Source organism: Heyndrickxia oleronia (assembly GCF_017809215.1).
Lineage (GTDB): Bacteria > Bacillota > Bacilli > Bacillales > Bacillaceae_C > Heyndrickxia > Heyndrickxia oleronia.
The window spans coordinates 2870690-2889211 of record NZ_CP065424.1 but is presented as its reverse complement, the minus strand read 5'-3'; the positions used below and the strand labels follow the sequence as shown (position 1 = coordinate 2889211).

Here is an 18522-nt window from a genome sequence, read left to right as displayed (position 1 = left end):
ATCTAGTATAATTAAAAGTAAAAAATTACTATTTTCCCTTCATTGCTAAACTTGCTTTCATTTCTTCGACCGTCTCTATTTCAAAGCCAAGATCCTGAAGCATTTGTAAATCCTCATTTTCTTCTTGTCCTGCCGTTGTTAAGTAATCACCGACAAAAATAGAATTTGCTGCGTACAATCCTAAAGGTTGTAGGGAGCGAAGATTTACTTCTCTGCCTCCAGATATTCGTATTTCCTTCGAAGGATTAATAAATCGAAATAAAGCCAAAACCTTTAAACAATAGATAGGTGATAATTCATTTGTGCCTTCTAAAGGCGTACCATCAATTGCATGTAAGAAGTTAACGGGGATGGAATCGGCATCCAGAGCTTTTAAACTTCTAGCCATGTCGATAACATCCTGTTTGGTTTCCTTCATTCCTATAATGACACCTGAGCATGGGGAAATGCCTGCTTCCTTTACTACATTCACGGTAGTGACACGATCGTCATATGTATGGGATGTTGTGATCGTTGAATGGTGATTACTTGATGTGTTTAGGTTGTGATTGTATCGATCAACACCTGCTTCTTTTAACCTTTGCGCCTGTTCTGGTTTTAATAGACCTAGACAAGCACAAACTTTCAAGCCATATAATTTTTTTATTTCCTTTACTGAATCAGCAACACTATTTAACTCGCGATTGGAAGGGCCTCTCCCACTAGCAACAATGCAATAGGTACCAATATTTTGCTCATACGCCCGTTTAGCTCCTTGCAGGATGGTATCTTTATTGACCATTCGATAGGAATCTATTGTGGCAGTGGAAATGGAAGATTGTGCACAATAACCGCAGTTTTCTGGACACAAGCCAGATTTTGCATTCATTATCATATTAAGTTTTACTTTTTTTCCAAAATGGTGTTTTCTTATTTGAAAAGCGGCATCCATTAGTAGTAGCAATTCGTCACTAGGACAATTTAGTATAGATAAAGCCTCAGTTTCTGTTATTTCTTCACCAGCCAGTACTTTATCCGCAAGAATTTTCCATTTGTTCATCTTTATTCTCCTTTTTGCGTTAATCGTCTAAAAATTCAATACTTGATTTTAAAATAAGAAACATAGATATTTCTTATACTTGTAGTTTGCAATAAATAGATAATATATGTCAACTTTATTTTGTATTAAGTTAACATATATTTAAATGTTTTAGTTAGGGTTTATTTCTCAAGACAAATAAAATCAAGCTACATTATTGATGAAAAGATTGCAAAAAAGAGGAAATTTATTATTTTCATTGAAAAAGTATAGAAAAGAAAATATAGGTTGGTGAAGATAGGGGAAATAAAATAGCTATTCTTGCTGATATTCATGGAAATAGTGCTACATTAAAAGCGGTATTAAATAATATTGATAATGATACTGAACATATTTATTGTTTAGGTGATTTAGTTGGTATCGGTCACGAAACAGATGAAGTATTAGAAATATTATCTTCAAGGAATGATGTATCTTGTATTATAGGAAATCATGATCAAGCAATTATAAAAATTATCCATGGAGAAGAACCAGACAGTTATGGTGAAGAGAGAGAACATCATCAATGGATTGCTTCTAGATTAAATGAAAAGTATGTACCTTTTTTATCGAATCTTCCTTTAAAAATAGAAAAGAAAATCTGTAATAAACATTTTTTATTCGTTCACTACCATTTAAATGATAATCAAACCTTTCAATCAATCGATCGTCGACCTACCCTAGAAAAACTTGATGAATGTTATAGGAAACAGAGTATACATATTATTTGTTTTGGTCACCATCACAAGATTCATCATTTTAAATCTAATAAACGTCTTTATTTAAATCCTGGATCATTAGGATGCAATCATAATCCAGTTGCTCCTTACTGTACGATTCATGTAAATGATTCGAATCAATTAAGTATTACATTTAATGAAGTTCCTTATGATAATAGGCAGTTTCTTCTTGCTTATGAAAAGCTGAATGTCCCTGCAAAAGATTTTATTTTGAATGTTTTTCATGTGATCAACATAAACAATTGAAATGATGAAAAAATATCAAAGCTGATAAAATGAGTAATAGTTTATATTTTTTTGACTTATATAAATAAATACAATATAATCGTGAATATATTTACTAAATTTAGGAGGATTATTAAAAAATGACGCATGCAATGAGACTTCGATTCCCAGCTTTGAATAAGTAATTGAATATGTTCAAAGACTCTGTTTGTACATTCAGAGTAAACGGAAGTAGTCTGTCCTTTTTTAATGATCTTCATTTCACTTTATATGCAAAAAATATGAGGAAAGGCGGAAAATTCTGCCTTTCTTTTTTTAGGTAAGTGCCTATTCTAAACAAGACTTGACTACAATCTATAGGAAAGGCATTTCCGTTTTACTCCCAATCACAGGCAGAATGTCTGTGATTTATTTAATTTAGATTGGGGGAGTAAAGATGCATTTCTTATTGTTCTTTTGATACGAGCTTGAACTAGCAGCTCGTATCGATCCTAGCTATCGATACGAAATGATTATAAATTTCGGAGGTAGCGATCATGGAACAAATATGTTTTGAAATTGAAAATTTAGAAGTGACCTTTTTAGATAAAAAAATAGTAGAAATCGATCGGTTAGCTGTGTATCAATTTGACCGTATCGGTATTGTAGGGAAAAATGGTGCGGGAAAAAGTACATTATTACATTTACTTGCAGGTAAACTTTATCCAAGTAGTGGTGTAGTAAAGTCTTATGTAGAGCCAGGATATTTTGAGCAAATGGAAGTATCTTTGGCAGAAGCGGATGAGGCACTATTAAGTAAATTAGAAGTGCCAAGAAACACTGAACAATTAAGCGGGGGAGAGCAAACAAGAAGAAAGCTCGCTCAATTGTTTACCCATTATTATGAGGCATTACTAATTGATGAGCCAACAACACACTTAGACCAAAGTGGAATAGCATTTTTAATTGAGGAATTACGTTATTACTATGGGGCACTTATAATAATTAGCCACGATAGAACAGTACTAGATGAACTAGTGACAACCATTTGGGAAGTGGATAGTGGGAAGGTTCGTGTATATTCAGGGAATTATAGCGACTACATGAAACAAAAAAAAGTAGAGATTGAGCAACAACGTCAAGCATATGAACAATATATTAAAGAAAAAACACGCTTGGAAAATGCAGCAAAGGAAAAAATGAAAAAGGCAGAAAAAATTGCTCAAGCAGGCAGTATGTCCAAAAAAGAAGTAAATGCTAAACCGAATAAGATGTTTATGACGAAATCAATAGGAACAAGACAAAAAGCTGTTCAACGCGCTGCAAAAGCTATTGAACAGAGAATGAACAAGCTCCAAGAAATTGAGGAAGTACATGAAGAAAGGCAGATATTTTTTCGACAGTCTCAACAATTAGCATTGCAAAATAAATTTCCAATTATGGCAGATCGAATTACACTTCAAGTGAAAAATAAAGTGCTATTGGAAGAGGTGAGTTTTCAACTTCCCCTTGGTAAGAATATTGCAATTAGTGGTGATAATGGCAGTGGAAAAAGTACGTTGCTTCAATATATTGTAAATCATGGTGATGGAATAACTATTTCACCGAAAGCAAAAATTGGTTTTTTTAAGCAAATGAGCTATCGTTTTGTAATGGATGAAAATGTGCTGCAATTTTTGAAGAATCGTTCTGAATATGATGAAGGATTTTTGAGAAGTGTTTTGCATGCTATGCAATTCAGTGGTACAGATTTACGAAAAAGTGTGATGTCTTTAAGCGGTGGGGAAGCCATACGTCTACAACTATGCCAATTGTTTTTAGGAGAATATAATATTTTAGACTTAGATGAACCTACCAATTTTTTAGATATTCATACAATCAATGCATTGGAACGCTTTATATCTGTTTATGAAGGTACAATTTTATTCGTATCCCATGATCAAACCTTCATCAATCATGTTGCCGATGTAAACTATCATATTATCGGGAAAAAGTTGAAATTAATGTAATTTAAAAGCTAGCCGCCAAGTTCAAAATTGGCGGCTAATTCTATGGATTATTGTCTTGCTAAAAGTAATATTTAGACTCATCGATAACTGCAGTTAAAGTATGATGGCTAGAAGTAATTTAAGGGAATAACGTAATGGGAATCATGTTATCGCTTCTTAGTGCATGATGATAATTAATATGAATATTTTTTTAAAAGGGGAGATGTTAGCGAAGAACCTTCCCCTTTATATCAATCTAATTGCATTACATCTTTATTAATACTAAATCAAATCACGACTGTAAACTTCTGATTCAAGTATCATTAATAGAGTTTCTGTTTCTTGGTGATTAGTATTTTTACTGGATGCGCGATATCTAAGAATACTTCTATACATGTTAAGAACGACAATATCTGAAAATTCTTTGATATGTTCACTAGTCTTCACCCTCGTATTCCCCCTTTCATGCGGGGAAGATTCCTCGAAGTTCATTATAAAGGTAGTGAAGGATTTGCAAAAAAGAACGAAAAAATAAAGAATATTTAGATTTTAGTCGAATAGTTCCTAAATTATTATTTAGATAAAATCAGCCTCGAATTTTAAGAAATATATAAATGAGGATTGATCTACATGTAGGCAATTTTTTTCAAAAAACCTTGTGGAACTGGATATTTAATAGCATTCGATAGATAGTGAATGCTTTTTCTTTTTGGCACTTTTTTAACATTGTTGTTAGTTAAGTAAAGCTTTAACTAATAATTATCGGATGAAGATTGCTACACCTTTCAATTCACTAGAAAAGAGCTAATTTTCTAATGGGTGTAAACGCCGGCAGTGTTGCTTTACAAAAGCAACAAACTATACGAAAATAGCCTTCTTTTTTAATGTGCATTTGCCTTAAGATAAATGTAATGTACCAACATTATTTGTTTACATAACATGTAGTCTGAAAGGGGAAGTGTTAATTGAAATCTAAAATTTACAAATCAAACAAGGTTAATATCTGGCAAACCTCATTAATCATTTTCTTTTTTTTGCCTTATTTGTTTATCCTTTTAATGAAATATATACTTAATTGGAATAAAACATTAAAGAGACCTTTTTTGAACATTTTTAAACGAAAAAGACCTAAGACCATCTCAATCGTAACCTTGCCTAGAAAATAAGTAATAATTGAAAAAAGGCAGAAGAGCATCCTAAGGGGTGCTTTTTATTATGATTAAAATAGGCTCTTTTCTCAAACTTTGTTGCTATTTAAGTTAAGTTTTAATTTGTAAATATCGTTTGAAACCGGTTTCTACTTTCAATTCATTGAGGAAAGGAGTTGTAAACCTCGTAAGCACGCTAAACCTACAATAGAATAAAACTATACTAAATCGGTCAAATAATTAACGTATTGAGGTATATGATACATGTTTGAAGAAAATAGGTACCATGCGAGTTACAACTTAAAATATAGAAATATTGAATAGTTGAGCGAATATAAAAAATATTGCTAGAGATTGAGCCTAATAGAAACATACGATACGATAATGATAAGAAACTATTAATTATAAAAATATCCATTTTAATTGGAGGGGGAAAGATGAATATCCGTTCAGTGGAGAGTTCGGACTACTATATAATATCGCCATTAATTAATGAATGGTGGGGTGGTAGAAACATGTCAGATATGTTGCCAAAACTATTTTTTGACCATTTTAAACAAACAAGTTTTATTGCAGAAGAGGATGGAAGGATTATTGGGTTTCTTATTGGATTTTTATCGCAATCGCATCCAAAAGAATCTTATATACACTTTGTAGGTGTGCACCCTCATTGGCGAAAAAAGAATATTGGAAAACTCCTTTATGTTCAATTTTTCAATAAGGTTAAACAATACGATCGAAATATAGTACGTTGTGTTACTTCTCCAATAAACAAAGTCTCAATTGCCTATCATACAAAGATGGGATTTGAAATGGAAGACGGTGATAAAATAATCGATGGAGTTCCGGTCATATCAAATTATGATGGACCAAGTCAAGATAGAGTTTTATTTGTTAAACATTTAATTTGATTGACTTGTGTTATCCGGTTTTTTATAACTTCTCAATCTTCCTATGTTTAATTAATCTCCTGCTTAAAATTAGATGAATTATTGAAGGAATTTTAATATATTTAGAGAAAATAAAGAAATAAGGAATGGAGGGAACAGAAATGTCTAATCAGGAAGGAAAAGTGTTAGGAATTGCTTATAATGTAATACCAGTTGCTAACTTGGAAAAGTCCGGTGAATGGTTTGTCGAGCATTTTGGCTTTAATATAAGGCATAAAACAGAAGATTCCTTAAGCTTATTTATTGGAAATAGACCAATATTGCATCTACTTAAAAGTGATCATGAATCAAGAGCGGTTTTTCAAATAGGAGAAAGGAAAAAATGGGTCACTACTTTTTTTACTAACGATATAGAAAGTCTTCATACGAAGCTAGTATCTAAACAATTAAAAGTTGGTGAAATTAGCTATGAAGGTGAAAATGGAAACTTTTTCACTTTAGAAGATATCGACGGGAATCTTTATGATATATGGGAGCATCATGACTGTGAATTAAATTTTTAGTGGAAAGATTAAAAGGTTGCTATCATGTCATACAATTCTTTAGCAACCTTCTAATCAATTTATACGATAAGTTTTTGAATATTATCAGATTGTACGCTATATGCAACTATTTTCTTTTTATATTGTTTCACCACATCTACATGATTTCCGTATGGAAAAATAAGTAGCCTTAAGTCCTTCTTACCTTTTTTTGTGTCAATGACAAATGGAGTCTTATTGTTTTCTGGATGTAAAAATAATTTTTCGTTACCAGGGAAAATATAATATTTTTCTAGAAATGTTGCTTCATTATAATAGTTAACAAATTCTCGTTTATCATCCCCTTCTATCAGTTTTTCATTGATTGTTAAAGTAATGTCCTGAAAATTTAGTTTTGTATGAAGTTCAAATTTCTTTAAAAACCATTCAACTACAAAAGTAGGAGGACAAGTTACTATAATTTTTATAGCACTTAAGAGAACTGCCAACACCACTATAAACCATGTCATATTCTTTCATCTCCGTTTTTTCTCAATTAAATAGTATTAAATTTATTAACCATATCATTCGTCCCTTTATATTCCCATTTGTTTAATGATAGTAAATCTTAACACATTATTATCTATACCTCATCTGCTTGTCATTTTCATACTACATGCTTATATTATTATAATAAAATAATGTCCTGAGTAATAAACCATCCAATTATTGATAAGTTTCTCCAACCACTTTTTATATTTCAATAGGTTGAGGAGTAAAGTATATCAAAAATCTGGTCTAATGTACTAAATGTAATAAAAAGGTCAAAAATGATGATGATTTATAAATAGAATATCAGTTACAATGATTGTTAAACTAACGATTAAGTAGATTGTTATTTATATTTGGGTAAAGGAATGTTTACTATGGGATGGAAGCCAGATCGAAAAATTAAAAAACCACTTTATACACAAATTGCAGAGTATATAGAGAATGGAATTATTGAAGGTAGATTTCCTGTTGATAAACCGCTTCCTTCAGAAAGAAGTTTGGCCGATTTATGTGGAGTTAATCGTAGTACTGTCGTTGCTGCTTATTCAGAGTTAGAAGCTAATGGGCTGATTGAACGCAAAAAGGGAAGTGGAACGATGATTAGCAGGGATATTTGGGACCTGACCAAAAAACGTATACCAAGTTGGAATCGATACATTGAAGCAGGAACCTTTTTACCGAATATACCAGTAATGCAACGAATTCGAAAACAAACAGACGAAAGTGATTTAATTAATCTCGCTAGTGGTGAATTATCATCTGATTTATTTCCAAATGAATTTTTACGGGATATATTAGCAGCGAATCAGTTTACAAGTAATTTAGGCTATGATCATCAACAGGGAAATCTTGAATTGCGGAAAACGATTGTGGATCATGTCAGAAAATATCGTGAAATAGTAACTGAACCGGCATCTGTTCTTATTACTTCAGGTGCACAACAAGCCATTCATTTAGTGATTGAATGCTTATTAAAGCCAGGAGATGCAGTGGTGGTTGAAGACCCTTCATATAGCTACAGTTTACCAATCTTTAAGTCTGCTGGTTTAAAAGTGTTTCCTCTTACAGTAACTAAAAATGGCATTAACCCTGCTGGGCTTATTGATCTACATAAAAAGCATCAAATAAAAATGATTTTTTTAAATCCAATTTTTCAAAATCCGACTGGGACATTACTTCCATATAAACAAAGAAAAGAAATTCTAGATATTTCTTCTAAATTCGGAATTCCGATCATAGAGGATGACCCCTATAGTTTACTTTCTTTTTCTGATGATCATCCTGCCACACTAAAATCAATGGATTCAAATGGGAATGTTCTATATATCAGTTCATTATCAAAAATTGCTGCACCTGGATTGAGAATTGGATGGATTATTGGACCGACTTCTGTTATAGAAAGATTGGCAGATGCAAAACAACAATTTGACTTTGGCCATTCTAGTATTTCACAATGGGTTGGTAGTCAATTTCTAAGTTCAGATTATTTTGATGTTCATATTCATTTATTGAGGGAAGAATTACGCAAAAGACGAGATACATTAATTAACCATCTTAATGATTATTTTGGGAACAAAATTAAATATTATATTCCCATGGGTGGTATTCACATGTGGTGTGAATTTAAAAGGGACATCGATGAAATTCTTTTACTTGAGGAGTCTATTAAAGAAGGAGTTATTTTTGCTCCAGGAAGTATTTTGGGTACAAGGAAAAGATGTATACGCATCACCTATGGGAGAGCAACTGAAGAACAAATTCACCAAGGTATAAGGCATTTATTTCATGCATACGAAAAAATAAAATGAGAGGATAGCCTCTCATTTTTTTATCAAATATATAGATTAGGTAAGAGGCAACTATACCGTCTTTTTTAATGAGTGAGTATTCGTAGTAAGTGTAGGGTCAGGATCGATTGTTCTAGAAGACTCAGTAGGTAATGCCTGTAGAAATTCATACATCAGCACTGCACCTGCGCATATAACTAAAAGGAAAATAACACCAATTACTTGAATCAAAAATAGAGCCATTTGAATGTACCTCCCAATCTTTATTTCAATTTTATTTAAATCTATCTTTTCACTTCAATTTTAAAGAATGATTGATCCACTTGGAACATCCACTTAAATAGTAAATTTTCCATCCACTTTGAAACTTAAGATAGATAAATTGGAAAACAAATATAAGAAATTCTTATATGATGTGATAAAGAAATCATCATTCACTTATATGTATCTTGTGCGATAGCATACAAGTAGGAAGTTCTTGATCAAGAATTCAGGAGGAGATACTGTTGAATAAAGAAATCATCATTCGGGTTGCAATTGAACAGGATTTAGATAGTATTGTTGAAATGCTTGCTGACGATGAATTAGGTAGACAGAGAGAGAATTTTCAGCAACCGCTGCCAGAAGTATACAAAAAGGCATTTTATGCAATAGCATCTGATCCTAATAATGAATTAATAGTAGCTTGTAAGGGTAATGAGATAATTGGAGTGCAACAAATTACATATACACCCTATTTAACATATAGAGGTGGGTGGAGAGCTACAATAGAAGGGGTTAGAATATCGTCATCTTCTCGTGGAGAAGGGGTAGGTACGGAGCTTATACAATGGGCCATTGATCGTGCAAAGATCCGTGGTTGTCATCTTGTTCAGCTAACAACAGATAAAAAGAGAGAGGATGCTTTGCGCTTTTATGAACGATTAGGCTTTAAAGCCACACACGAAGGATTAAAATTACATTTTTAATTCACGGGTGCGCCTGATAGAAAATTATAAGGAGGGCATTTATGCAAAAATTCCTTATCCTATTAAAGGATAAAAGAGAAGGTGAACTAACACATGAATTATTAAAACAGCTTGTTGAACATTTGCAAGAGCTTAATAATACATCAAACCTATTCATTTGTGGTCCTTTAAAAGATAATGAAAAGGCTATGCAGATTTTAATATGCGAAACAAAGAACGAAGCACAAAAACTAGTGGAAAGTGATCCATTTATCAAAAAAGGTTATTACGCTAGTTATGAAGTTCATGAAATAATTGAAGCAAATGAAGGAAACAATTGGTTATTTGATGATCCACAAACAAAGAGTAACTTATTGAATCAATAAAATCTTTATACTATTAAACTAGGGATTGAATGAAACGAAAGGGTGCTACTGATACTTGCACCCATTATTTTTTCTCTGACTAATAGGTTGTTTTCGTAAAAGTACTCTTGTCTATTTGATATAACGTAGAGATACGCATGGAAAAGTTACCAGGTAAATTAGCAATTGTAACTGGTGGGGCATCAGGAATCGGATATGTGAATGTCCAACGTTTATTAAATGATAATATTAAAGTAGGGGGAGCAGATTTGAATAAGGATAAGTTAATAGAATTAGAAGAAACTTAAAATTAAATAGGGTACGCAATTAATGTATCAAAAGAGTAGGATCTTAAGCAAACAATCGATGTATTCGGACGACTTGATTACGCATATAAGGTACAGGTGCTTATAGAGCTGGTACAATTGTTGATCAAAGTGAAGAAGATTGGGAACTTTACTGTAGATCTATGTTTAAAGAGCGTATTTTTATCTTTAAAGCATGAAGCAAAGTATATGAAGGAACATGGCTGCGGTGCAATTGTTAATGTGGTTCACTCAATGCTCATGTACCAATGTTCTATGGTACTGCATATTCATCAGCAAAAGCTGGAGTTGAAATGCTGACAAAAAATGCAGCTCTATAATTAGCTCAACATAATATACGAGTAAATTCGATTTTATATGGATTGGTATCTACGCCATTAACAAGCGAACTAACGAATGAAGATAGTCATTAATATGTTTATGAAGCCATGTAGAGTTTTGCTGTAGATACTTTATGGGATGTAAACTATATTAGGGAGAATACATATGAAATTTAAAATAGAGATTTTGCTAGAGAATAACGACGAGTTTGCTACCTTCTTAAATACTAAAATCAAAGAATTTAATAATGAAAATTCGAAGTTTCATAGAGAAGTACGAAAAAAAGGAGCGGTACAACCAATAAATATCATTGTACTGGATGAAAATAAACAATGGATCGGTGGTATACATGCAGAGGTCTATTGGAATTGGTTAGAAATTAATGATTTTTGGTTAAAAAAAGAATATAGAGGGGAAGGGATTGGCAAAGAGCTTCTCGAACTAACAGAAAAAATAGCTAAGGAAAATGGAGCTGAAAAGGCGTTATTGACTACTTTTGAATTTCAAGCTCGTACATTTTACGAAATGAAGGGTTACAAAGTAGTAGGCGAAATTAAAGATTATCCACCTGGTAGTAGTTATTATACAATGGTGAAATCACTATCTATGGGAAAACAATAGTATAAGTAAGAAAATGAAAAAATTTTTCTAATACTGTTAATGAAAAATTTTTTGCTCTTCCATTTAGCACTTTAAAATTAATTATCCCTCCTGTTTGAAGAGGAGGGAAAAACGAATAAATGAACGATTATATCAAAGAAAATGGTCTTTTCCATTTAGTTAATCTTCGCTAAAGGTAACCACCCTGTTACGAGTCCACCACCATTGGAATGATTATCTACAGCAAGGTCACCTCCGTGAAGTTTTATGATCCTTTGTGATATCGTAAGCCCTAATCCGACCCCACCAGTTGAACGATTTCTTGATTTTTCACTGCGGTATAACGGTTCAAAAACTCGATGAAGATCCTGTAAATCAAAACCACGCCCTGTATCATGAATAGTAAATGTAGCTTTATTATTTTCTTTATAACATTTAACAAAAATTTTACTATGACGGGGTGTATGTCTAACGGCATTATCTAATAAATTGGTCATCACTCGTTCTAATAAATGAACATCACCTAAAATTATGCAATCCTCTGGCGAAAAGTCTATGTTTAAAGAGATATGTTTTTCATTCGCAATTGGATACAGGCTGTCAATGGATTTTTGTATTACGTCTACCAGGTCGATCCCATTTTTTTCAATCCCCATTTTTAAATATTCCATCTTTGTAAAAGTGAATAAATCCTCAACCAATCGATCCAGTTGTGCTGATTTTTCCTTGCAAACCTCAATATATTTTGCCACTTTTTCAGGTGAATGTGCGATGCCTTGTTCAAGACCATCCAAATACCCTCGTAAAGCAAATAATGGTGTTCGTAAATCATGTGCAACTGCGGAAATTACGAATCTTCGTTCTTCTTCTAATGCAACTTGTTTCCGAAAGGATTCGTTGAGTCCCCCAACCATAATTTTAAATCCGTCACGTACATCGGCAATTTCTGTGATCCGGGAGTTTGGCAATTGAACATCCAAATCTCCTTTAGCAATTTGTCGAGCGGCTAAGCTCATTTTCTCGAGAGGCTTAAGAATATGTTTACGCATCTCATATGCAATGATAAAAAAAGCTAGTAATAGTCCGGTAAACGCGGCAATAATCTGAATGTCTCTTGAATTCGGAAGGTAGATAAACACTTTTCCAAGCACTTTTCCATCCTGGATAATAGTAAATTGCTCTGTCTTCTTTAATGTATCGGTATCCTTAGAGTTAGAGCGAAAAATTTCCTGATCCGTTGCGGAAAGAATTTTCACATCCATGTTCATACTTTTTAATCTGCTTTGGAATTGATGTTGCCAATCTTGGTTCGTCCAGTTTTCTGTATTTGTTTCTATTAGGTGGACCGTTTCGGATAAATTTCTTTGCTGTGTATCATTTAGTTGAAAGCTAACTGTTTTTGTTCCAATAAGATGTGCTGCTACAAGAAATATCCACGGCAATAAGAGGAGAAGTAAGAAGAAAAGTATGATAAAATTTCGTATACGTATGGTCTTCATTTTATTCTCCCTTGAAACGGTAGCCAATTCCCCATACATTAATAATATATTGAGGATCATTTGGATCGAATTCAATTTTCTCCCGTAATCGGCTGAGATGGACTCGAATGGTATGCTTGTCACCAATTCCCTCCCAAAATTTGTCGAGTAATTGGTCATAGGTGAAAACGTATTTTGGGTGCTCAGCAAATAATTGTAGCAAGTCATATTCCTTCGGTGTAAGTGAGATACTCTTACCATTAATCAATACTTCTCTAGTAGCTAAATTTATAGCGAGTCGACCATAATCTAATAGTTTACTATTGATGGCTTCCTGAGAATTGGATCTTCTTAATACAGCCTTTACTCTTGCTACAATTTCACCAGGTGAAGCATTTTTAACTATATAGTCATCCCCACCGAGACCTAAACCTCTAATTTTGTCTACATCATCACTCCGTGCACTTAAGAAAAGTATAGGTACATTACTATCTTTACGAATTCTCCGACAAAACTCAAAGCCGTTTTCTCCAGGCATCATTATATCAAGTAGGATACAATGAATTGGATTTTGTTCAAATACAGTAAGTGCATGAGCAGTATCATAAGCCGTTTTTACATGAAATCCGTCATTTTCAAAAAAATCCCTCATTAGCTCAACAATACTTTTGTCATCGTCTATTACTAGAATTGTATTTATATTATTCATCAGAATTCCACCTTTCACTGTTTCCGCTCAATCAATAATAATATATAAGTTTATCATTTTTCGATCTAGCACCAAGCGAAGCGAAACGTTTTGTGATGCTTTCTTGATTATTTTGTGACTATTTTACTCCTTTTTTTGAGATATTCGATTGTTATGCTTTCATTGTCAGTCGAGAAGAGAAGCTTCACAACGATATTACCCCATATTTAATTCAATTATAAACTAGAAAAGAGGTTTAATTATGCATATTCAGATAGTTTTGTTTGATGGATTTGATTTGTTAGACGCAATTGCCCCTTATGAGGTATTTACTGCTGCTGCAATGTACTCAAACGAAGAAGTAACGGTTGAATTTGTATCTGCAGAAGGAAAGCGAATCGTTGAAAGTGGAGTTAATCACGTAAAGCTTCAAGCGAACGGTAAACTCGACTTATTACATAAAGGAATCATTCTAGTACCAGGTGCAGCTGGATCAGTCGATAATGATGGACCAGATTCTATTCCTGTTAAATTGAAGCAAGCTTCTGAAACAGAATTAAGACATCTACTTAAAGAAGCGATAAAGAAACCTACGATCGTACTTTCTACTGTTTGTGGTGGGGCACTTATATTAGCAATGGATGGTTTATTAGTAGGCCGTCACGCAGTAACCCATCATATGGGAATGGAGCTTTTACGTGCAACTGGGGCAATTCCTATTCATTCCCGTGTTGTTGATGACGGAAACTTAGTTACCGCAGGCGGAGTTACTTCAGGACTGGATGTTGCTCTTTATTTAGTCGAAAGAGAACTAGGCCCACGTATTGCACTTGAAGTTGAACAGTTATTTGAATATGAACGTAGAGGTACTACATGGAAAGCAATAGGAGATATGCCTAAAGAAATACCACAAGATCATTCACCTGAACAAGAAACTAAAACCCTGGCTCCTAAATTGGTTCATGATGAAATGAATGTTGATGGGAAATGGAATACCTCTATTTCTACACCGATCGGAAAAATCGCTGCACTAATCGATATTGTCTTTAAAGATGGAAGAATCGAAGGTACGGCAAAGCAAGGAGAGGAAATCGTCCCTTTAGAAAACCCTGTTCTAGAAGGAAATCAATTAAAGTGGATTCTTAAAGTTTCAAAACCTATGCGTCTTACATTAAAATTTTCCGTATCAGTAGAGGGCAATAAAATGTATGGTGAAGCAAAAGCAGGAATGTTACCTGCCTCCAAATTAACTGGATATCGTATGACACAATAGAAGGAGAGAGTCATGTATTCATTTATTGTATTTATACATGTTTTAATCGCTGTATCTTTGGGTGGCTTTCTTGCTTACCCTTTCATATGGAATAGCTATGTATCTCAATTAAATAAAGAAATTTTAGTCGTTCCTAAAGTGATCATGAACTATATTCGATTCGGTCATTATGCGTTAGTGTTACTCCTGTTTTCTGGAGCATGTTTGGTTATATATTACTCAACATCCCCCTCTGTTTTCTGGGTTGTCATCGCAATTGCTCTTTTAGTTCTAATTGGTGGGCTTCTAGGAATGATTCATAAAAAATTGAAAGGTATAAATCTTGGAGGATTTTCAGATAAAGAGTTGATCGTCAAATTATTAAGCCTAAAAAGAGATAGCATTATCATGTCCTTATTAATACTAGTAGCTATCTTTATTATGACAAATCGGAGTTTATTTTCCTAACTTTATGGAGGACTATAATGAGAAAATATATAATTGTAACCATTGTAATCATCCCTATGATGTGGATTTTTCATACTTTTTCAAAGAATTTTTTGGTAGATCCTACTTTCCAAAAATTTATCTCATATAAAGACCAAATGATAACTAATCTAGGTCTATGGGTCATTATGATTCGAATTCATATTATTCTAGCCATTATTTCTTTACTTACTGGTCCTTTAGGAATTCTCAAAAGATTAAGAGTTCAATCTATCCATTTTCATAGTTGGAATGGACGAGTATATGTTATGTCAATTATTTTAAATTTCATTCCTGGGGTATACGTTTCATTTTTTGCAACGGGTGGATGGTTTAGTACTATCGGTTTTTTATTATTAAATCTACTTTGGTTAGTAACAACCTTCCTTGGTTATCTATATATCAAAGATAAAAAAGTAAGCTTACATAGTCGTTGGATGATTCGAAGTTTTTTTCTTTCCTTTGCCAATATGACGATTTATATCATAGTGACTATCACACATTATATTTTACATTTTTCTTATGGAACATCATATTCAATAGCTGTATGGGCATGTTGGATTATAAACCTACTCGTTGCAGAATTAATCATTAGAAAAAAAGTATTATTTTAAACTAGTATTATATATAAACACAACAAAAGATTAGTAATTTTATTGATAGCAGTGTATGATTTGGTTAGGATTTTGATATAAGGATTGATTTAATGAAGAGAATGTATTTTATAATGCTTGCGGTCATTGCAATGATAGTGATTTTAGTTGTGTTGAATAATACAAATACAAAAAACGTTCAGGCTATATTTGTAGCTCCAACGGGAAATGATCATAATGAAGGATCAAAATCAAAGCCATTTCGTACACTAATAAAAGCTGCTTCAGAAGCTAAGCCTGGTACGACTGTCTACATCCGAAAAGGTACATATCATGAAAGGCTTGTCATTAGACATAGTGGTACGAAATCAAAACCGATCAAGTTTAAAGCCTATAAAAATGAAAAAGTTGTTCTTAGTGGTAAAGGGGTAGACCATCTTTCAGGAGATACGGCTTTGGTGACAATAAAAAATAAAAATTTTGTCACGATAATGGGACTATCTATTCAAGATTTGACGACGAATTTAGCCGACGAAACGGTAATGGGGATATATGTAACTGGCTCTAGTAGCCATATTACATTAGAAAATAACCATGTACAACGAATTAAAACTTTTGCAGATGATGGAAATGCACATGGGATTGCTATTTACGGTACCGGTCCGATGAATGACATAAATATTTTAAATAATACTGTTGAAAAATTAAAACTTGGTGCTAGTGAATCCATTGTTCTTAATGGGAATATTGATGGGTTTAGAGTGGAAAATAACCTAGTTCGTTATACGGATAATATCGGGATTGATCTAATAGGTTATGAAGGAGTTTCTCATGATAAAGATGCAGATTATGTGAGAAACGGTGTTGTCCAAGAGAATAAGATGTATGAAGTAACTTCTTTTGGTAATCCAGCTTATGGAGAGGAATACTCTGCTGGTGGTATTTACGTAGATGGTGGAAAAAAGATTACGATTAAAAAGAATACTATATTTAATAGCGATATTGGAATTGAAGCAACTTCTGAGCATGCAAATAAATATGCTGAAAATATAATAATTATAGATAATATTGTTTATAACAACTATTATACGGGAATATCGATTGGTGGATATGATGAGAATCGGGGAGGTACGATTCACTCTACTATTTCAAAAAATATTGTTTATCGAAATGACATAAAAGGACTCGATGGCGGACAGATTTTATTACAGCACGACATAAAAAATAATGTAATTGAAAAAAACATACTATCTGCTGGACCATCGCGTTTGTTTATCGTCAACGATTTTACTACGAATCAAAAAAATATTCTAAAAAGGAATGTGTTTCATAAGGAAAAAGGAAAATCTGGTTTATGGGTATGGAAAGAGAAGGAATATACTTCATTTTCAGATTTTAAAGCTGCATCTAAAAGTGATGCGAAATCTAGCTATATAAACCCAAAATATAACAATGAAGATAACTATGATTTTACAATGGAAAAGGATTCACTTGCCAAAAAAATTGTAAAATAAAAACGGGCTACTGCAAATGATGTTTTTTTGTGGAAAAATAGTTTGAAATATGAAAGAGAAGAGGATTTCTGTTATTGACAGAAATCCTCTTCTCTTTTTCTTTTGAGTGGAAATGAATGTATTTTTAATAAAGGTATTATTGCCATTGAACTCGAATAAGCAATGAAAAGATGTAAGGGAGTTGTTCAAAAGTATGGATGTAATACAGCGAAAGGAATGGAATGCTAACCATAAGAAGTTAACCGAAATTATTTTAAAATCAGAGGAACATTCTCAAGCCATTCAATTATTTCTTTCACAGCATGCATTATTGCACTCGTCCTCGGTGGGGAATAGTGGAAATCCAACTTTAGAAGATGAAGTATTAATTGATTTAGAAGAAAAATTATATAGAGAGTATCCAGTAGCAAATCGTGATACAAAGAATTCAATTGTATGGCATTTGTGGCATTTAGCACGTATAGAAGACATGACTATGAATATCCTTATAGCAAATGACGAACAAGTTTCAGTGAAAGGAAACTGGACTGAAAAAATGAATATAGATTTTTGTCACTCTGGAAATGACATGAGAGATGAAGAGATTGCTGGACTAAGTAAAAGCATTGATTTTGATTCATTAATTGCATATAGACAAGCGGTAGGTAGAAGAACACGTGAAATCATCTCTTTGCTGGAGCAAGGTCAATTTAAGAAGAAAGTAAATAAAAATAGAATTAATCGACTGTTTGATGAAAATGCGGTCACTCAAGAAGCAGCGTGGTTAGCTGACTACTGGAGTAAAAAAACCATTGCTGGGCTAATTTTAATGCCTGCAACAAGACATAATTATTTGCACTTGAATAAATGTATTCGTATTAAGGAAAAAATTCAAAAGCGAATGAAGAAGTCAAAAGGGTATTGATTAGTATGAGTCGTTGTAGAAAATAATATGCTTAATAAAGATACAGCTAATAACTTTGAATTAATTTTTATAATAATAAAAAGGCTCTTAACTCAAACATTGTTCCTATTTGAGTAAAGTTATAACTATTAAATATCGACTGAGGATCGCTACACGTATCA

20 protein-coding genes are annotated in these 18522 nt (G+C 32.8%); 15 read left to right on the top strand and 5 right to left on the bottom strand.

Annotation, left to right across the window (positions count from 1 at the left end; all coding sequences use genetic code 11):
* Positions 1-28: 28 nt before the first annotated feature.
* Positions 29-1039, bottom strand: a complete 1011-nt coding sequence (gene bioB, locus I5818_RS14510) for a biotin synthase BioB (protein WP_058003931.1) — start codon at positions 1037-1039, stop codon at positions 29-31.
* A gap of 290 nt (positions 1040-1329) precedes the next feature.
* Between bioB and I5818_RS14505 the strand changes: the two genes are divergently transcribed.
* From I5818_RS14505 to I5818_RS14485, 5 genes are all read left to right on the top strand, one after another.
* Entirely contained in the window at positions 1330-2043 is a 714-nt protein-coding gene (locus I5818_RS14505) for a metallophosphoesterase family protein (RefSeq protein ID WP_078111323.1), read from the top strand.
* Positions 2044-2162: 119 nt separating this feature from the next.
* A complete protein-coding gene (locus I5818_RS26455) occupies positions 2163-2207 on the top strand; it encodes an erythromycin resistance leader peptide (protein ID WP_139358235.1) in 45 nt (14 codons plus the stop codon).
* Positions 2208-2558: 351 nt separating this feature from the next.
* A complete protein-coding gene (locus I5818_RS14495) occupies positions 2559-4010 on the top strand; it encodes an Msr family ABC-F type ribosomal protection protein (RefSeq protein WP_078111322.1) in 1452 nt (483 codons plus the stop codon).
* A gap of 1564 nt (positions 4011-5574) precedes the next feature.
* Positions 5575-6048 (top strand): GNAT family N-acetyltransferase, encoded by a 474-nt coding sequence (locus I5818_RS14490; protein WP_078110181.1) that lies wholly within the window; start codon positions 5575-5577, stop codon positions 6046-6048.
* A 140-nt stretch (positions 6049-6188) separates the two neighbouring features.
* Complete coding sequence (locus tag I5818_RS14485) at positions 6189-6590, top strand: VOC family protein (RefSeq protein WP_058003941.1); 402 nt, start codon at positions 6189-6191, stop codon at positions 6588-6590.
* A gap of 59 nt (positions 6591-6649) precedes the next feature.
* Here the strand turns inward: I5818_RS14485 and I5818_RS14480 are convergent, their stop codons facing one another.
* Positions 6650-7078: a YfmQ family protein gene (locus I5818_RS14480; protein ID WP_209391771.1), complete on the bottom strand. Its 429-nt coding sequence runs from the start codon at positions 7076-7078 to the stop codon at positions 6650-6652.
* Between the two features lie 396 nt (positions 7079-7474).
* Here I5818_RS14480 and pdxR point away from each other — a divergent pair, with 396 nt between their 5' ends.
* On the top strand, positions 7475-8908 hold the full coding sequence (gene pdxR / locus I5818_RS14475) for a MocR-like pyridoxine biosynthesis transcription factor PdxR (RefSeq protein ID WP_078110183.1): 1434 nt from the start codon (positions 7475-7477) through the stop codon (positions 8906-8908).
* 51 nt (positions 8909-8959) lie between these two features.
* Here the strand turns inward: pdxR and I5818_RS14470 are convergent, their stop codons facing one another.
* Positions 8960-9130 carry a hypothetical protein gene (locus I5818_RS14470; protein ID WP_169846910.1) on the bottom strand — a complete coding sequence of 57 codons (171 nt, stop codon included), beginning with the start codon at positions 9128-9130 and terminating at the stop codon, positions 8960-8962.
* A gap of 263 nt (positions 9131-9393) precedes the next feature.
* On the opposite strand from I5818_RS14470, the gene I5818_RS14465 reads away from it, so the two are divergent.
* The 4 genes from I5818_RS14465 to I5818_RS14450 all read left to right on the top strand — a co-directional run bounded on the left by I5818_RS14465 (position 9394) and on the right by I5818_RS14450 (position 11467).
* Positions 9394-9855, top strand: a complete 462-nt coding sequence (locus I5818_RS14465; RefSeq protein WP_139358134.1) for a GNAT family N-acetyltransferase — start codon at positions 9394-9396, stop codon at positions 9853-9855.
* A gap of 41 nt (positions 9856-9896) precedes the next feature.
* The gene (locus I5818_RS14460; RefSeq protein WP_078110184.1) at positions 9897-10220 is read left to right on the top strand and encodes a YciI family protein; all 324 of its coding nucleotides are present in this window, start codon (positions 9897-9899) and stop codon (positions 10218-10220) included.
* Positions 10221-10357: 137 nt separating this feature from the next.
* Complete coding sequence (locus tag I5818_RS14455) at positions 10358-10507, top strand: hypothetical protein (protein ID WP_169846911.1); 150 nt, start codon at positions 10358-10360, stop codon at positions 10505-10507.
* A gap of 504 nt (positions 10508-11011) precedes the next feature.
* Entirely contained in the window at positions 11012-11467 is a 456-nt protein-coding gene (locus I5818_RS14450) for a GNAT family N-acetyltransferase (protein ID WP_078110185.1), read from the top strand.
* A gap of 155 nt (positions 11468-11622) precedes the next feature.
* Here the strand turns inward: I5818_RS14450 and I5818_RS14445 are convergent, their stop codons facing one another.
* Positions 11623-12945, bottom strand: coding sequence for a sensor histidine kinase (locus I5818_RS14445; RefSeq protein ID WP_078110186.1), 1323 nt, complete (start codon positions 12943-12945; stop codon positions 11623-11625).
* A 1-nt stretch (position 12946) separates the two neighbouring features.
* Complete coding sequence (locus I5818_RS14440) at positions 12947-13633, bottom strand: response regulator transcription factor (protein WP_058003946.1); 687 nt, start codon at positions 13631-13633, stop codon at positions 12947-12949.
* 241 nt (positions 13634-13874) lie between these two features.
* On the opposite strand from I5818_RS14440, the gene I5818_RS14435 reads away from it, so the two are divergent.
* From I5818_RS14435 to I5818_RS14415, 5 genes are all read left to right on the top strand, one after another.
* On the top strand, positions 13875-14885 hold the full coding sequence (locus tag I5818_RS14435) for a DJ-1/PfpI family protein (RefSeq protein WP_209391770.1): 1011 nt from the start codon (positions 13875-13877) through the stop codon (positions 14883-14885).
* A 12-nt stretch (positions 14886-14897) separates the two neighbouring features.
* Positions 14898-15332 (top strand): hypothetical protein, encoded by a 435-nt coding sequence (locus I5818_RS14430; protein ID WP_078110188.1) that lies wholly within the window; start codon positions 14898-14900, stop codon positions 15330-15332.
* Positions 15333-15349: 17 nt separating this feature from the next.
* Positions 15350-15964 (top strand): DUF2306 domain-containing protein, encoded by a 615-nt coding sequence (locus I5818_RS14425; RefSeq protein WP_078110189.1) that lies wholly within the window; start codon positions 15350-15352, stop codon positions 15962-15964.
* A 92-nt stretch (positions 15965-16056) separates the two neighbouring features.
* Positions 16057-17457, top strand: coding sequence for a right-handed parallel beta-helix repeat-containing protein (locus I5818_RS14420; protein ID WP_078110190.1), 1401 nt, complete (start codon positions 16057-16059; stop codon positions 17455-17457).
* A gap of 193 nt (positions 17458-17650) precedes the next feature.
* Positions 17651-18361 carry a DinB family protein gene (locus tag I5818_RS14415; RefSeq protein WP_078110191.1) on the top strand — a complete coding sequence of 237 codons (711 nt, stop codon included), beginning with the start codon at positions 17651-17653 and terminating at the stop codon, positions 18359-18361.
* Positions 18362-18522: the final 161 nt, after the last annotated feature.

Excerpts from the sequence above, each read along its gene's own strand:
- bioB (WP_058003931.1), bottom strand. The coding sequence starts at position 1,039 with ATGAACAAATGGAAAATTCTTGCGGATAAAGTACTGGCTGGTGAAGAA.
- I5818_RS14435 (WP_209391770.1), top strand. The coding sequence starts at position 13,875 with ATGCATATTCAGATAGTTTTGTTTGATGGATTTGATTTGTTAGACGCA.
- I5818_RS14415 (WP_078110191.1), top strand. The coding sequence starts at position 17,651 with ATGGATGTAATACAGCGAAAGGAATGGAATGCTAACCATAAGAAGTTA.
- I5818_RS14485 (WP_058003941.1), top strand. The coding sequence starts at position 6,189 with ATGTCTAATCAGGAAGGAAAAGTGTTAGGAATTGCTTATAATGTAATA.
- I5818_RS14460 (WP_078110184.1), top strand. The coding sequence starts at position 9,897 with ATGCAAAAATTCCTTATCCTATTAAAGGATAAAAGAGAAGGTGAACTA.
- I5818_RS14445 (WP_078110186.1), bottom strand. The coding sequence starts at position 12,945 with ATGAAGACCATACGTATACGAAATTTTATCATACTTTTCTTCTTACTT.
- I5818_RS14430 (WP_078110188.1), top strand. The coding sequence starts at position 14,898 with ATGTATTCATTTATTGTATTTATACATGTTTTAATCGCTGTATCTTTG.
- I5818_RS14495 (WP_078111322.1), top strand. The coding sequence starts at position 2,559 with ATGGAACAAATATGTTTTGAAATTGAAAATTTAGAAGTGACCTTTTTA.
- pdxR (WP_078110183.1), top strand. The coding sequence starts at position 7,475 with ATGGGATGGAAGCCAGATCGAAAAATTAAAAAACCACTTTATACACAA.
- I5818_RS14450 (WP_078110185.1), top strand. The coding sequence starts at position 11,012 with ATGAAATTTAAAATAGAGATTTTGCTAGAGAATAACGACGAGTTTGCT.
- I5818_RS14455 (WP_169846911.1), top strand. The coding sequence starts at position 10,358 with ATGGAAAAGTTACCAGGTAAATTAGCAATTGTAACTGGTGGGGCATCA.
- I5818_RS14420 (WP_078110190.1), top strand. The coding sequence starts at position 16,057 with ATGAAGAGAATGTATTTTATAATGCTTGCGGTCATTGCAATGATAGTG.
- I5818_RS14480 (WP_209391771.1), bottom strand. The coding sequence starts at position 7,078 with ATGACATGGTTTATAGTGGTGTTGGCAGTTCTCTTAAGTGCTATAAAA.
- I5818_RS14470 (WP_169846910.1), bottom strand. The coding sequence starts at position 9,130 with ATGGCTCTATTTTTGATTCAAGTAATTGGTGTTATTTTCCTTTTAGTT.
- I5818_RS14425 (WP_078110189.1), top strand. The coding sequence starts at position 15,350 with ATGAGAAAATATATAATTGTAACCATTGTAATCATCCCTATGATGTGG.
- I5818_RS14490 (WP_078110181.1), top strand. The coding sequence starts at position 5,575 with ATGAATATCCGTTCAGTGGAGAGTTCGGACTACTATATAATATCGCCA.
- I5818_RS14440 (WP_058003946.1), bottom strand. The coding sequence starts at position 13,633 with ATGAATAATATAAATACAATTCTAGTAATAGACGATGACAAAAGTATT.